This window comes from Dongia soli, assembly GCF_034044715.1.
Classification (GTDB): Bacteria; Pseudomonadota; Alphaproteobacteria; order Dongiales; family Dongiaceae; genus Dongia_B; species Dongia_B soli.
In genome coordinates this window covers 580,634-595,077 of the sequence record NZ_JAXCLW010000001.1, presented here as the reverse complement: position 1 = coordinate 595,077, position 14,444 = coordinate 580,634, and the positions used below count along the sequence as shown (strand labels likewise).

The window sequence follows — 14,444 nt, the reverse complement described above, 5'->3', positions numbered from 1 at the left end:
GGTAATGGCCGTTCTCGTCAATAAGGACACGAAGGTCATCTGCCAGGGCTTCACCGGTTCCCAGGGCACCTTCCATTCCGAACAAGCAATTGCCTATGGCACCCGCATGGTCGGCGGCGTGACGCCCGGCAAAGGCGGCACCCAGCATTTGGATCTGCCAGTCTTCGACACGGTCGCTGCGGCCGTCTCCAAGACGGGTGCCAATGCCAGCGTCATTTATGTGCCGCCGCCCTTCGCAGCCGATGCCATCCTCGAAGCGAGCGAAGCCGGCATCGAGCTCGTGGTCTGCATCACCGAGGGCATTCCGGTGCTCGACATGGTGCGGGTCAAGCGCGGCCTTTCCGGTTCCAAGACCCGTCTGATCGGACCGAACTGTCCCGGCATCATCACGCCCGGCGAATGCAAGATCGGCATCATGCCCGGCCATATTCACAGCCGCGGCAAGATCGGCATCGTCTCCCGCTCCGGCACGCTGACCTATGAAGCGGTGGCGCAGACAACGGCGGCCGGTCTCGGTCAAACGACCTGCATCGGTATCGGCGGCGATCCGGTCAACGGCACCAATTTCGTCGACTGCCTGGAGTTGTTCCTGGCAGATGACGAAACCCAGGGCATCGTGATGATCGGCGAAATCGGCGGCAGTGCCGAGGAAGACGCCGCCGCGTTCCTGAAAGCGTCGAAGAAGAAAAAGCCGGTGGTCGGTTTCATCGCCGGCGTCACGGCGCCTCCGGGGCGCCGCATGGGTCATGCCGGTGCGATCATTTCTGGCGGCAAGGGCGGTGCCGGCGACAAGATCGAAGCCATGCGCTCGGCCGGCATCCTGGTGGCGGATTCCCCCGCCAGCCTGGGGAGCACCATGGTCAAGGCAATGGGTAAGTAAACCGGTGCGTCGCAGAAAAGTGTCACCGGTTTGTCATGACCGGGGGCAGATTTCTGCGGCGTCATACCGGAAGGACGGTTATAAATCACGGGATGCCGCCGGTCGGGTGCGGCTTTCTGCAGGCAGCTTCGGTAGTCCGGATTTCCATTTCCGACGGTGTTTGCCGAGCGCCGGTATGCCAGGGGTTTCTCTACGGGCCGCCGCCCGATCGCGGCCTTGGCTGCAGTGAGTGATCGAGCATGGATCAAACCAGTTTCCTTTCCGGCCCCAACGCCCCTTTCATCGAAGAACTCTACGCCAAATATCTGGAGAACGCCGCTTCGGTCGATCCCAGCTGGCGCAGCTTTTTTGATGACCTGAAGGACGACGCGACGACTGTCCTGCAGGACATCCGCGGCGCCAGCTGGTCGCCGCGCGAGCGGGCTGTCGAAATCGGCAACGGGCATGAAGAAGAAGTTTCGATCGACGATGTCGGCCGGCCGCGGGCGACAGTGCGCGATCTGAAAAAAGCCGCACTCGACAGCTTGCGGGCGATGATGCTGATCCGCGCCTATCGCGTGCGGGGCCATCTCGAAGCCAATCTCGATCCGCTGGAATTGAAGCCGCGTGGCAAGCATGCCGAGCTCGATCCGCGCACCTATGGCTTCACCGAAGCTGACATGGACCGGGAAATCGTTATCGACAACGCCTTCGGTTACGAGAGCGCGACCTTGCGCCAGATCGTGCATGCGGTGCGGCAGACCTATTGCGGGTCGATCGGCATCGAATACATGCATATCGAGAATCCCGAACAGAAGAAGTGGCTGCAGATGCGGATCGAAGGCAGCCGGGCGCAGCGCGATTTCACCGGTCGCGGCAGGCGCACAATCCTCGAACGCCTGACCGCGGCGGAGATGTTCGAGCGCTTCCTTGACAAAAAGTTCACCGGCACCAAGCGTTTCGGCCTCGATGGCGGCGAAACTGCGATTGCGGCGCTGGAACAGATTATCAAGCGTGGCAGCCAGCTTGGCCTGAAGGAGGTCGTGATCGGCATGGCCCATCGCGGCCGGCTCAATGTGCTCGCCAACTTCATGAACAAGCCGTTCTCGGCGATCTTCTCGGAGTTCCAGGGCAACTCTGCCAATCCGGAAGACGTGCAGGGCTCTGCTGACGTCAAATACCATCTCGGCACTTCCGCCGACCGCGAATTCGACGGCCATGTGGTGCACCTCTCGCTGAATGCCAATCCGTCGCATCTCGAAGCGGTCAATACCGTGGTGCTCGGCAAGGTACGCGCCAAGCAGCGGCAGCGCGGCGACAAGAACCGGGAGCAGGTCATGGGCCTGCTGATCCACGGTGATGCGGCCTTCGCCGGCCAGGGCCTTGTGCCGGAATCGCTCGATCTTTCCGAACTGCTCGGCTACCGAACCGGCGGCACGATCCATTTCATCATTAATAACCAGATCGGCTTCACCACCAGTCCGGTTGCGTCGCGCTCGGGGCCCTATTGCTCGGATATCGCCAAAGGCGTACAGGCGCCGATCCTGCACGTGAATGCCGATGATCCGGAAGCAGTTCTGTTCTGCGCCGGGCTTGCTATGGAATTCCGTCAGGAGTTCAAGCGCGACGTGGTCATCGACATGTTCTGCTATCGCCGCTATGGCCATAACGAAAGCGACGAACCGGCTTTCACCCAGCCGCTGATGTATCGCAAGATCGCCAATCATCCGACCACCCGGACGATCTATGCTGAGAAGCTGGTGCAGGAAGGCGTGTTGACCCAGGCCGAGGTCGACAAGATCATGCAGGACTTCCAGCATCACCTGGAAACGGAATTCGAAGGCTCGGCCAATTACAAGCCGAACAAGGCCGACTGGCTGGAAGGTGCCTGGGCCGGCCTCGCCATCGCCTCAGGCGACGAGCGCCGTGGCGAAACCTCGATCACGCCGGAAGGCCTGCAGGAAGTCGGCAAGGCCCTGACCACGGTGCCAGCGACATTCAATGTCAATCGCAAGATCGCCCGCCAGCTCGCCCAGAAGGAAGACATGTTCAAGACGGGCGAAGGGATCGACTGGGCGACCGGCGAAGCTTTGGCTTTTGGCACGTTGTTGAATGAAGGCGTCTATGTCCGCCTCTCCGGCCAGGACTGCAAGCGCGGCACTTTTTCGCAACGTCATGCGGTTTTGATAGACCAGGAAAACGAAACCGAATACACGCCGCTCAACAACATTCGTGAAGGCCAGGCGCATTTCGAAGTGATCGATAGCCCGCTTTCGGAGGCCGGCGTGCTCGGCTTCGAATATGGCTTCTCGCTGGCGGAACCGCGCGCTTTGGTGCTGTGGGAAGCGCAATTCGGCGATTTTGCCAATGGCGCCCAGGTCATCATCGACCAATTCATTTCCTCCGGCGAAGCGAAGTGGCTGCGCATGTCCGGCCTGGTCATGCTACTACCCCATGGCTATGAGGGGCAGGGACCGGAACATAGCTCGGCCCGCCTCGAGCGTTATCTGCAGGCCTGCGCAGAGGACAACCTGCAGGTCGTCAATGCGACCACGCCGGCCAATTACTTCCATGTGCTGCGTCGTCAGGTGCACCGGAATTTCCGCAAGCCGCTCATTATGATGACGCCGAAATCGCTGCTGCGTCATAAGCTCTGCGTGTCGAAGCTGCCGGAATTCGGCCCCGGCACCAGCTTCCACCGGCTGCTGTGGGACGACGCGCCGTTGCAGGACAAAGACATCAAGCGTCTGGTCCTGTGTTCCGGCAAGGTCTATTACGACCTCTTCGAGGAGCGCGAAAAGCGCGGCATCAAGGATATCTACCTTCTGCGCGTGGAGCAGCTTTATCCCTTCCCGGCGAAATCGCTGGCAGCCGAATTGAAGCGGTTCCCCAAGGCGGAAATCGTTTGGTGCCAGGAAGAGCCGAAGAATATGGGCGCCTGGACCTTCGTGATGCCAGAGATCGAAGCCGTCATGGAAACCAACGGACATCGCCAGCCGCGCCTGATCTATGCCGGCCGGCCGGCCGCGGCGGCGCCGGCAACCGGTCTCTTCCGGCGCCATGTCAAAGAACAAGCGACATTGATCGACCAGGCACTTGGCCAAACCAGCCGGGGCTGATCGCTCGAACTGAAACCGCCGGTCTCGGCCGGCATCCATCGATATGCGTATGCCGGGGCATGCGCAGAGGCTGACGAGGTGAAATGATGGCCACGCCTATTGTCGTTCCGGCTCTTGGGGAATCGGTGACGGAAGCGACGGTTGCGAAGTGGATGAAGCAGGTCGGCGACCAGGTGAAGGTCGACGAGGCGCTGCTGGAACTGGAAACAGACAAGGTGACGCTGGAGGTCTTCGCGACCGCCAATGGCACGCTAGGTGAGATTGCCGCCCCCGCCGGCGCGACGGTGGCGGTGGGAGCGCTCCTTGGCCAGATCACCGACGGCGCGGCGGCGAGCAGCGGGAATGCCGGCGGCGCAGTCGCGCCGGCCAAGGCCTCGGCACCCGCCAAGGCCGCAACTGCACCGGCAAAGGCAGCCGCTGCCCCCGCCGCCAGCGCTGCGGGCTCGGCCACGCCCATCACCGTTCCGGCTCTTGGGGAATCGGTGACGGAAGCGACGGTGGCCAAATGGGCCAAGAAGGTCGGCGATGCGGTAAAGGCAGACGAGGCGCTGCTGGAACTTGAAACCGACAAGGTCACGCTCGAGGTTTTTGCCCCCACCAGCGGCACATTGGGCGAGATCGTCGCCCCGGCGGGTACGACCGTCGCGGTTGGCGCCGTTCTCGGCCGGATCACCGACGGCGCTGTCGTCGCCACCAATGGCAGCGGTGCTGCTGCGGCCCCCGCTGCACCGGCGGCAACACCGGCGCCGGCTGCCAAGGCCGACGATCTCTCGCCGGCGGTCCGCAAGCTCGTGGCTGAAAACAATCTCGATCCGGCGAAGATCAACGGAACCGGCAAGGATGGCCGCCTGCTGAAGGAAGACGTCATCGCATATCTCGACAAGCAGACGGCTGCTCCCGCGGCTCAGCCGGCGCCCGCCGCGCCCGCGCAGCCTGCGCCGGTCGCCCGTCCGGCCATGCCGTCGCAGCCCGCTGTCGAGCTTCCACATGTGCCCCGCGCTTTGGCGCCGAATGAAGAGCGCGTGCCGATGTCGCGCCTGCGCCGCCGTATCGCCGAGCGTCTGAAGCAGGCCCAGAACAATGCCGCCATGCTGACCACCTTCAATGAAGTGGATATGGGCGCGGTGATGGCCCTGCGCGATAAGTACAAGGAGAGCTTCGAAAAGCGTCATAAGGTGAAGCTCGGCTTCATGGGCTTCTTCGTGCGCGCCGCCATCCAGGCTTTGAAGGAAGTGCCGGCGGTCAATGGCGAAATCGACGGCCCGGATATCATCTATAAGAATCATTACGACATCGGCGTAGCAGTCGGCACCGAGCAGGGGCTGGTTGTGCCAGTGGTGCGCGATGCCGACAAGATGAGCCTCGCCGAAATCGAGCAACGTATCGCCGAGCTCGGCCGCCGTGCCCGCGACGGCAAGCTGGCGATCGAGGAACTGACCGGCGGCACCTTCACCATCTCCAATGGCGGTGTCTATGGTTCGCTGATGTCGACGCCGATCCTCAATCCACCACAATCGGGCATCCTCGGCATGCACAAGATCCAGCAGCGGCCCATGGTGGTCGATGGCAAGATCGAAGCGCGGCCGATGATGTATCTGGCACTCAGCTACGATCATCGCATCATTGACGGCCGCGAAGCCGTGACTTTCCTGGTGCGTCTGAAAGATTGCCTGGAAGATCCGCAGCGCCTGATCCTGGAGATCTGAGGGGGGAATTTCATGCCGGCTCGTGGTAAGGCGGCGGCGAAACCGCGCGCAGCCAAAAAGGCTACGCGCAAATCGTCAGGTCGTAAGGCCGGCGCTGCCGCCAAGCCGCGCCGGATCGCTTATTACAATCAATCCACCGGGTTCACTTGCGGGCCGTCCTCGCTGATGATGGCGATGAATGCGCTCGATCCGAAAGTGAAGATCGCCCGCAGGCTGGAACTGCAATTGTGGCGCGAGGCGACCACCATCTTCATGGGCGCCGGCCATGGCGGCAGCGGCGCGCTGGGGCTGGCACTGGCAGCCAAGCGGCGCGGCTTCTCGGCCGAAGTCTGGATGAACAAAGGCGGGGTTTTCCTCTCCGACCGTCTCGACGACAAGGACCGTATTCAGGTGATGCGCCTGCTGCAGCAGGCCGATCTCGAAGAGGCGAAGCGCCTGCGCATCCCGGTCCATCGCGGCAACCCATCGATTGCGGAACTGCGCCAGGCGATGGCGGCAGGCGCCATTCCCATCGTCCTGGTCTCGACCAATCTGTTCCATGGCGATGACACGCCGCATTGGGTGGTGGTCAGCGCCATCGAAGATGAGGAGATCCGGGTGAACGATCCCTGGATCTCGCGTGAATTGGGACAGACGGCACGCCAGCAGGCCGGCCGCACCGTATCCCACGCCGATTTCAAACGCATGACGGTCTATGGGCCGAAGAAGGAACGGTCGACGGTCCTGATCCGGCGGGGCTGACGCTGGCGAGCGACGACCGAGAGCAGATTGAAAAGGAGCCGATGATGGCGGAAGACAGTTTCGACGTGGTGGTGATCGGCAGCGGGCCGGGCGGTTATGTCTGTGCCATCAAGGCCGCGCAGCTTGGCCTCAAGACCGCCTGTATCGAAAAGCACGCTACGCTGGGCGGCACCTGCCTCAATATCGGCTGCATCCCCTCCAAGGCATTGCTGACCTCATCGCACAAATATGCCGATGCGGCCCATGACTTCGCCGCCCATGGCATCAAGGTCGGCAAGCTCGACCTCGATCTGAAGGCAATGATGGATCGCAAGACCAAGGTGGTGGGCGATCTCACCAAGGGCATCGAGTTCCTGTTCAAGAAGAACAAGGTCACTCATCTGAAAGGGACCGGCAAGCTGCTGGGGGGCGGCAAGATCGAAGTAAGCGGCGAGAACGCCCAGACCGTCTCCGCGAAAAACATCATCATCGCCACCGGCTCCGATGTGACGCCGCTTCCCGGCGTCACCATCGATGAGAAGCAGATCGTCTCGTCGACCGGCGCCTTGTCGCTGGAGAAAGTGCCGGAACATCTAGTCGTGATCGGCGGCGGCGTGATTGGTCTGGAGATGGGCTCGGTCTGGCTGCGCCTCGGCGCCAAGGTAACGGTGGTCGAATTCCTGGATCGGATCGTGCCCAGCATCGATACCGAGGTCAGCACCCAGTTCCAGCGTGTCCTGACGAAACAGGGCATGGCCTTCAAGCTCGGCACCAAGGTGACCTCGGCGATGACCGGGGCGAAAAGCGCCAAGGGCAAGGTGACGCTAAGCCTCGAACCGGCCAAAGGTGGCGCCAAGGAAGAATTGGTGGCCGATACGGTGCTGGTGGCGATCGGCCGCAAGCCCTATACCGAAGGACTCGGCCTGGAAGCCGCCGGTGTGGCGCTCGACGAAAAAGGCCGCATCAAGACTGATCATCACTTCCAGACCAATGTGCCCGGCATCTATGCGATCGGTGATGTCATCGCCGGTCCGATGTTGGCCCATAAAGCGGAAGAAGAAGGTGTCGCCATCGCCGAAATGCTGGCCGGCCAGGCCGGGCACGTGAATTACGAGACGGTGCCCAACATAATCTATACCTGGCCGGAACTGGCCAGTGTCGGCAAGAGCGAGGACGAATTGAAGGCGGCTGGTGTCGCCTACAAGATCGGTAAATTCCCCTTCCTGGCGAATTCACGCGCCAAGGCCAATGGCGATACCGACGGCCTCGTCAAGCTGATCGCCGATGCCAAGACCGACCGGTTGCTCGGCGCGCATATATTGGGGCCGGATGCCGGCACGCTCATCCATGAATGCGTCATGGCGATGGAATTCCATGGCTCGGCGGAAGATGTCGCCCGTGCCTTCCACGGCCATCCGACCTTCAACGAAGCCATCAAGGAAGCGGCCCTGGCCATCTCCAGCAAGACCATTCATATCTGATTGCTTATATGTTTGAGGAACGCGCTCGTAGATGATCTACGAGCGCGTTTTTCTTTATTCCGCTGCCTTCGGCATTTCCACATGGGGCAGGCGCGAGCGGTATTCGAGATCGTCCAGCACCAGATGGTTGCGCATATAGCTGGTGCTGGCATCGCGCAGCGGCTGGTGATCCCAACTCGTATGCCTGCCCTGAGACAATGCCTGATAGACCAGCCGGCGACGGTGCTGGCTGGCGAGAACCTGGGCATGGAGCGCCGGCACGTCCCAGCGTTGCGCCGCCTCGGCGCGGAAGTCGCCCAGGATCTTGGCATGGGCAGGACTGCCGGCGAGATTGGTCTTTTCCAGCGGATCGGCCGACAGATCGAACAACTGGTCCGGATCAGGGGTCGAGCAGACATATTTCCATTGCCCCCGCCGGATCATCAGCAGCGGCGCGATCGCACCTTCGCCGCAATATTCGCCGATCACTTCGTCATGGCCACCGGTGCGGTTGAGATGCGGCAGCAGCGAGCGGCCGTCGATTGGAGCGGCTGGCGAGAATTTGCCGCCATCGGTGGCGATCTCCGCCAGGGTCGGCAGCAGATCGATCGATGAGGTCGAGGCACTGACGCGTCCGCTCTGGAACATGCCAGGGGCAGAGACGATCAGCGGGATGCGGCAGGAATCCTGGAACCAGCTCATTTTGTACCAGAGGCCGCGCTCGCCCAGCATGTCGCCGTGATCGGCAGTGAAGACGATAATGGTGTTCTGATCGAGGCCGGTCTCCTTCAGCGCCTGCATCAGGATGCCGACCTGGCTGTCGATATAGGTGATATTGGCGAAATAAGCGTGACGGGCCCGGCGCACATGCTCGTCCCGGATGACATAGGCTTCCATATCGGAAACATGACGCAGCCGGGCGGAATGCGGATCGAGCGGCACATCCGCGCGGCGCACCAGGGGCAGCGGGATGTCGTCCTCGCGGTAGCGCGCCATCAGCTCAGGCTGGGCGGCATAGGGATCGTGCGGATGGGTCCAGGAAACTGTCAGGCAGAACGGCCGCTCATCAGCGCTGCGGGCCATGTCGTAGAGATGACGGCGCGCCGTATACGTGACTTCATCATCGAAATCCAGCTGGTTCGACCGCACGGCGGGCCCGGCCTGCAGGACCGAGAGCATGTTGTGATACCAGCTCGGCCGCACATCGAAATGCTCCCAATCGGGCGTCCAGCCGTAATCCGCTGGATAGATATCGGTGGTTAGCCGCTCCTCGAAGCCGTGCAACTGATCGGGGCCGCAGAAATGCATCTTGCCGGTCAGGGTGGTGCGATAACCGGCGGCGCGCAGGTAATGGGCGAAGGTCGGCACGTCGCTGCTGAAATCCGCCGCATTGTCGAAGGCGCCGATCCGTTTCGGCAAAGCGCCGGCCATCATGGTGAAGCGGGAAGGCGCGCAGAGCGGCGCATTGGTATAGAAGCTGTCGAAGGTGACGCCCTTCTCGGCGAGGGCCGAGAGATGAGGCGCCTGCACCACCCGATGGCCATAGGCCGGCAGATAGGTGGCGGCGAGCTGGTCCGCCATGAGGAAAAGGATATTCGGTTTGCGTGTTGCCATGGTGGCGGCTTCTCCCAACTGACCGGTCCCGGCGCCCACTTATATCGTGATGAGAGGCCGTTTGCCGGTTTATTACGACAAAGTCCTATTTTATGCTGGCCAGGGACGGTCCGGAATGCGGTCAGGCAATATGAGCGATATAAGTAAGACTAATATCATGGGCGACCTGCCACCCTTGGCCGCGCTGCCAGCTTTCGAGGCCGCGGCTCGCTTCGGCAGTTTCAGCAAGGCGGCCCAGCATCTCGGCAGCTCGCAGCCGGCGATCAGCCAGCAGATCCGGCAATTGGAGGGCGCGCTCGGCCAGAAACTGTTCCAGCGGCGTTCCCAAGGTGTGGCGCTGACGCCGGCAGGAAAGGAGTTCCGGCAGGCGGTGGAAACCGGCTTCCAGGTTTTGCGGCAGGCAACGCAAGCGCTGCGCCAGCCGGCGACCCGTGCCGAAATTACCGTCGCGACCGATTTCGCTTTCGCGGCCTATTGGCTATTGCCGCGCCTCGAGCGCTTCAAGGCGACGATGCCGGCTGTGGATGTCCGCATCTTGACGGCGCAGCATGTCGATGATTTGGGCAGCGCCAGTGCGGATATCGCGATCCTGTTCGGCAAGGCGCCGGCCGCCGGTCGCCGTGGCCGCGGAAAGCTTCTTTTTGCGGAAAAAGTCTATCCGGTTTGCGCCCCGTCTTATGCCGGTGGTCCCCCGCGCGGAAAGCCCAACTGGATGGCCGAGGCAGCGCTGCTCCATCTCGACGACATGCCAGCGCCGTCATCGCCGGACCGCCGCAGCGAACGCTGGTTCACCTGGGCCGACTGGCTGCGGGAGGCGCGCTTCGACGAAAAGCTGCGCGGCCGGCAGCTGCGCTTCAACAATTATACGTTGGTGCTGCAGGCTGCGATTGCCGGCCAGGGAATCGCGTTGGGCTGGGCACCCCTCGTAGAACCGCTGATTGCGGCAGGGCAGTTGCGCCGCGCGCATCATCATGTCAGCCAATCGCCGCGGGGCTACTTTCTTTCCCGCACCGACCGACAGAATCCATCAGCCGATGCCTTTATCGACTGGCTGGAAGGAGAGGCGCAGCCCGCTAGTCGCGGCTGACGGGCAGGGTCATCCAATCGAGTTCCTCGATCATGACGCCGCCGATCCGCTGATAGAAGTCATAGGCGAGACGATTGGGTTTGAAGACCGACCAGATCAGCCGGGTGGCGCCGCGTTGGCGCGCCAGGTCGCAGGCAGCTTCCATCAGCGCCTTGCCGACGCCATGGCGTCGGCCGGCAGGCTCCACCCAAAGATCGATCACCATCAGCTCGCGACAGGCGAGGTCGCTGTTATAACAGGGGCAATGCAGCAAATAGCCGACGGCCCGGCCGTTCAGCTCCGCGAGGAAACCGCCGAAAGCCGGATCGGCGCCAAAGCCCTCCGTCAGATAACGCTCACGGTCGAATTGATAGTCGTCAGTATCACCCAGCGCTTCCAGATAGTGCCGGAAGTTCAGCGACATGGTGCAGACCGCATCGGCATCCGCCGCCGCGATCGGCCTGATGCGGACTTGCTCCATGCGGAGTTTCACCGGCTTCTCCGGCATTTCCTGCCCCCTTACAATGCCTCTCATCGAGGATAAGATCGCCCTCACGATAACTTGCGCCTGATATTCTGCAAATAGCGGCGGCAGCCTTTGTCAATCATGAAACGACTTAGGATATGGGGCCTTGCAATCGGCGTTGTCTTTCTGATCGCCGTCTTTGCGCAGCATGACCTGGGAGCGATTCTCACTGCCATTATCGGCATTGGCTGGGGTGCCTTTGCCATTCTGCCTTGGCGCATCGCCTCGATCTTCAGCAGTGCAGCAGGTTGGGCCTGCCTCTATCGCCGGGCAGAACGATTGCCCTTTTTGTATCTGGTCCAGGGACGCTGGATCAGCGAGGCCGTCAACCATCTGCTACCCATGGCGCAGATCGGGGGCAATGTGGTTCGTGGCCGGCTTGCCCATCGCGCGGCGCGGTCTCTTCAATCCACCCTCACCGGTCCCGCCACAGCGGCAATCCTGATTGCCGATATCACCGGCGCCTTGGCGGCGCGGGTGATCCTGGTGACTGCCGGCTTCCTGCTGCTATGGCAACGGCAAATATTCGGCTTTGCCGGAACAGTGATCGGTATCGGGCTGTCCGTGGTGCCACTGCTTTTTCTGCTGGCAATCCAGCATCGCAGCCTGTTGGTGGGTGCGGCCGGCTTATTGCGCCGGCCGAAATGGCATCGGCTCCTGGAAGCGGTCGATGCCACCGCGCAGGATCTGGCAGCGCATCTCGCAGCGCTTTATCGCCGCTACGGTGCGATAACGGCAGATATCCTCTGGCATGTGACCGCCGGGCTTTTGCGGGTCGGCGAAACCTGGACGGTCCTGCTGCTGCTCGGTCATCCGGTTTCTGTTGTCGAGGCGCTGTTGATCGACGTGATGGCCGGCACGGTGCGGGCGCTTGCTTTCCTCATTCCCGGTGGGCTCGGCGCGCAAGAGGGCGCCTTTCTCTTGATTGGCCATTTGCTGGGCGTCGCGCCGACGCTGGCCCTGGCTCTGGCGGTGACGAAGCGGGCACGCGATGCGGCTTTGGGTTTGCCGGCCCTGGTGGATTGGCTGTTCCTGGAACGCCGGATGCGGGCAGGTTAGTTTTTCGCGCGCGGATGAGCGGCATTGTAAACCGCCATCAACTGCGCGGCATCCACCTCGGTGTAACGCTGCGTGGTGGAGAGCGAGGCATGCCCGAGCAATTCCTGGATTGCACGCAGATCGCCGCCGCCGGCCAGGAGATGGGTGGCAAAAGAATGCCGCAGGGCATGCGGTGTGGCGGTTTCCGGCAAGCCGAGCGCTGCGCGCAATTGCTGCATCGCCCGCTGGATCAGCCGCGGATTGAGCACACCGCCACGGGCGCCGACAAAAAGCGGGTCGCCGGCATCGCCGCCATAGGGACACGCGGCGAGGTAATCGCGAATCGCCGCGACGACCACAGGCAGGATCGGCACCACGCGTTCCTTGCGCCCCTTGCCAAGGATACGCAGGAGCCCCAATCCATGCGGAGCTCTGCCATCCTGCGCCGGGACGTCGCCGCGGGTGAGCGAGAGCGCTTCACTGATCCGCAGACCACAGCCATAGAGCAGGGTGAGGATCGCGATATCGCGCTTGCCGATCCAGCTTTCATGTTGCTGATCGCCGATGGCGGACACAGCTTCCATTGCTTCGGGGGCGGTCAAAGGCTTGGGCAGGCTGCGCGGCAGTTTCGGCGTCCGTAAAGCTGTCAGGCTGGTCTGATCAATCAGGCCGCGCTTGATGGCGAGGCGATAGAAACTCTTGATCGCGCTCAAGGCTCGCGCGGTAGAGCTGGCCTGTAAGCCGCGGCTCGATCGGGAGGCCATCCAGGCGCGAAAATCGGCGCGGCCAAGGCCGGCGATCTGGGCGAGATCGGGCTGCGCGCCGAGATGGCCGGTGATGAAACCGAGGAAATCGGCGAGGTCGCGCCGATAAGCCTCCACCGTCAAATCCGCGGCGCGGCGCTCATCGCCAAGCCAGCCAAGCCAGATGGCGATCGCCTCTTTCAGGTCGGAAGCGACGGCGAAGCCGGCAGCGGCCTCTTCCCCCGAGGGGAGAGAGAGGTCAGTACCCTTATTCACGGAGGCGGCAGATCCAGCCATGCGCGAATCCCGAATTCGATGATCTTACCGAGAAAGCCCAGCAGCTCGGTGGCCTGACCGGGATGAAAATATCCGGGATGGCGGGTGCCGAAAGCAACCAGGCCATGCGGGGCCGCGGGGCTGATATGCAGACGCAGCAGCGCGTCGGACCGGACCATATCGGCACAGCCCGCGAAGATTTCCGGATCGCCGTCGACATCGTCACGTAACAGAACATCGCGGCTCTTACCCATGATGCGATCGACCGCGCCGCGTTCCAGGATGAGAACACCGTCCACCGCCGGCCGGTTGAAGCTGAGATCTGTCATCTCGATGCAAAGATTGACCACATCGACATCCAGCAGCAGCACCAGATCGCCGGTGACGATTTCGATGAACTGCTCGAAGGTTTCCGCTTCCAGCAGCGCGAGCGCCGCCTGATGGATGCGCTCCTGGGTGTTCAGATTGTCCCGGCTGTTGGCGATGATCTCATCCTGATCGGCGCGCAGCCGCGCTACATCGCGGCGCAGCTTCTCCACCATCGCCTGCTGCAAATCGACCACCGTGCCGCCTTGATGGCGCGCCGGTGCTTCCTGCAGATCCAGCAATTCCGGATGCCGCAACAGGAAATCGGGATGGCGCCGCAGATAAGCGATGACCTGCGCCGCCGTCGGCAAATTGCTCGCGGCCTTCTTCGTGTTCGAACCGCCCGCCGCCGTATCGCCCTTATCCGCCATCTGACATCATCCGAAATCTAATCGTCACAGCATCATCATTAGAGAATTGATCGCCCCGTCTTGGCCCAATCGGCCAGGAACGCGGCCAAGCCTCTCTCGGGCAGCCGGATGATTGAACATCTGGCGCAAGACCGATGGTGGCAAGGTCGCGACGTCGGCACCCATCTTGGCGGCTTCGATGACGTGAATCGGGTGGCGCACCGAAGCCACCAGCACCTGCGTCTCGAAATCGGGATAGGCGTTATAGATCTGCACCACATCGGCAATCAGTTGCAAGCCGTCTGTGCCGATATCGGCCGTGTCGATGAAGAACTTCATGACTCTGTCCGTCCTTGCCGCGATATCCGGCGATCAGGCCCGATTGTTGTATGATGGCGGCAAAGCTTGCACTCGGCTAAAGTGCCGCCTTGCGATCCGGTGGCGACGATTCAAGCCGGCCGATCGCAGCAGTCGAATCAATCATTTCCGAGTCTAGTCCGAGTCTAGCCTATGCCGGCGGAAACCGCCAGTTTGTCACCGGGTCGCTTTACTGTCGTCACTGCGTTGCGACGGCATCGTCGGTGCATGGTGGTCCTCCATG

12 protein-coding genes and 1 pseudogene are annotated in these 14,444 nt (G+C 62.1%); 8 read left to right on the top strand and 5 right to left on the bottom strand.

Going from position 1 to position 14,444, the window contains the following annotated elements:
* Positions 1–4: 4 nt before the first annotated feature.
* The 6 genes and pseudogenes from sucD (at position 5) to lpdA (ending at position 7,885) form a co-directional block, all read left to right on the top strand.
* Positions 5–880, top strand: a complete 876-nt coding sequence (gene sucD, locus SMD27_RS02615) for a succinate--CoA ligase subunit alpha (protein WP_320506776.1) — start codon at positions 5–7, stop codon at positions 878–880.
* Positions 881–1,119: 239 nt separating this feature from the next.
* Positions 1,120–3,978: a 2-oxoglutarate dehydrogenase E1 component gene (locus tag SMD27_RS02610; protein ID WP_320506775.1), complete on the top strand. Its 2,859-nt coding sequence runs from the start codon at positions 1,120–1,122 to the stop codon at positions 3,976–3,978.
* Positions 3,979–4,061: 83 nt separating this feature from the next.
* Positions 4,062–4,280, top strand: a pseudogene (locus SMD27_RS02605) (biotin/lipoyl-containing protein); the annotation flags it as partial.
* A gap of 153 nt (positions 4,281–4,433) precedes the next feature.
* Complete coding sequence (gene odhB, locus SMD27_RS02600; RefSeq protein WP_320507539.1) at positions 4,434–5,684, top strand: 2-oxoglutarate dehydrogenase complex dihydrolipoyllysine-residue succinyltransferase; 1,251 nt, start codon at positions 4,434–4,436, stop codon at positions 5,682–5,684.
* 12 nt (positions 5,685–5,696) lie between these two features.
* The gene (locus tag SMD27_RS02595) at positions 5,697–6,425 is read left to right on the top strand and encodes a peptidase C39 family protein (RefSeq protein ID WP_320506774.1); all 729 of its coding nucleotides are present in this window, start codon (positions 5,697–5,699) and stop codon (positions 6,423–6,425) included.
* Positions 6,426–6,469: 44 nt separating this feature from the next.
* The gene (gene lpdA, locus SMD27_RS02590; protein WP_320507538.1) at positions 6,470–7,885 is read left to right on the top strand and encodes a dihydrolipoyl dehydrogenase; all 1,416 of its coding nucleotides are present in this window, start codon (positions 6,470–6,472) and stop codon (positions 7,883–7,885) included.
* Between the two features lie 54 nt (positions 7,886–7,939).
* Here lpdA and betC read toward each other — a convergent pair whose 3' ends face one another.
* A complete protein-coding gene (betC, locus tag SMD27_RS02585; protein WP_320506773.1) occupies positions 7,940–9,478 on the bottom strand; it encodes a choline-sulfatase in 1,539 nt (512 codons plus the stop codon).
* 130 nt (positions 9,479–9,608) lie between these two features.
* Here betC and SMD27_RS02580 point away from each other — a divergent pair, with 130 nt between their 5' ends.
* Positions 9,609–10,565, top strand: a complete 957-nt coding sequence (locus SMD27_RS02580; protein ID WP_320506772.1) for a LysR substrate-binding domain-containing protein — start codon at positions 9,609–9,611, stop codon at positions 10,563–10,565.
* Here the strand turns inward: SMD27_RS02580 and SMD27_RS02575 are convergent.
* Positions 10,552–11,052 (bottom strand): GNAT family N-acetyltransferase, encoded by a 501-nt coding sequence (locus tag SMD27_RS02575; RefSeq protein WP_320506771.1) that lies wholly within the window; start codon positions 11,050–11,052, stop codon positions 10,552–10,554. The genes SMD27_RS02580 and SMD27_RS02575 overlap by 14 nt on opposite strands.
* A gap of 99 nt (positions 11,053–11,151) precedes the next feature.
* On the opposite strand from SMD27_RS02575, the gene SMD27_RS02570 reads away from it, so the two are divergent.
* Positions 11,152–12,129 carry a lysylphosphatidylglycerol synthase domain-containing protein gene (locus SMD27_RS02570; RefSeq protein ID WP_320506770.1) on the top strand — a complete coding sequence of 326 codons (978 nt, stop codon included), beginning with the start codon at positions 11,152–11,154 and terminating at the stop codon, positions 12,127–12,129.
* Here SMD27_RS02570 and SMD27_RS02565 read toward each other — a convergent pair.
* Genes SMD27_RS02565 through SMD27_RS02555 form a run of 3 tightly spaced genes read right to left on the bottom strand, consistent with a single transcriptional unit; the run spans position 12,126 to position 14,182 of the window.
* On the bottom strand, positions 12,126–13,148 hold the full coding sequence (locus SMD27_RS02565; RefSeq protein ID WP_320506769.1) for a tyrosine recombinase XerC: 1,023 nt from the start codon (positions 13,146–13,148) through the stop codon (positions 12,126–12,128). The genes SMD27_RS02570 and SMD27_RS02565 overlap by 4 nt on opposite strands.
* On the bottom strand, positions 13,124–13,864 hold the full coding sequence (locus SMD27_RS02560; RefSeq protein WP_320506768.1) for a DUF484 family protein: 741 nt from the start codon (positions 13,862–13,864) through the stop codon (positions 13,124–13,126). Before SMD27_RS02560 ends, SMD27_RS02565 begins: the two co-directional genes overlap by 25 nt.
* A gap of 24 nt (positions 13,865–13,888) precedes the next feature.
* Positions 13,889–14,182 carry a transaldolase family protein gene (locus SMD27_RS02555; protein WP_452094343.1) on the bottom strand — a complete coding sequence of 98 codons (294 nt, stop codon included), beginning with the start codon at positions 14,180–14,182 and terminating at the stop codon, positions 13,889–13,891.
* Between the last annotated feature and the right edge of the window lie 262 nt (positions 14,183–14,444).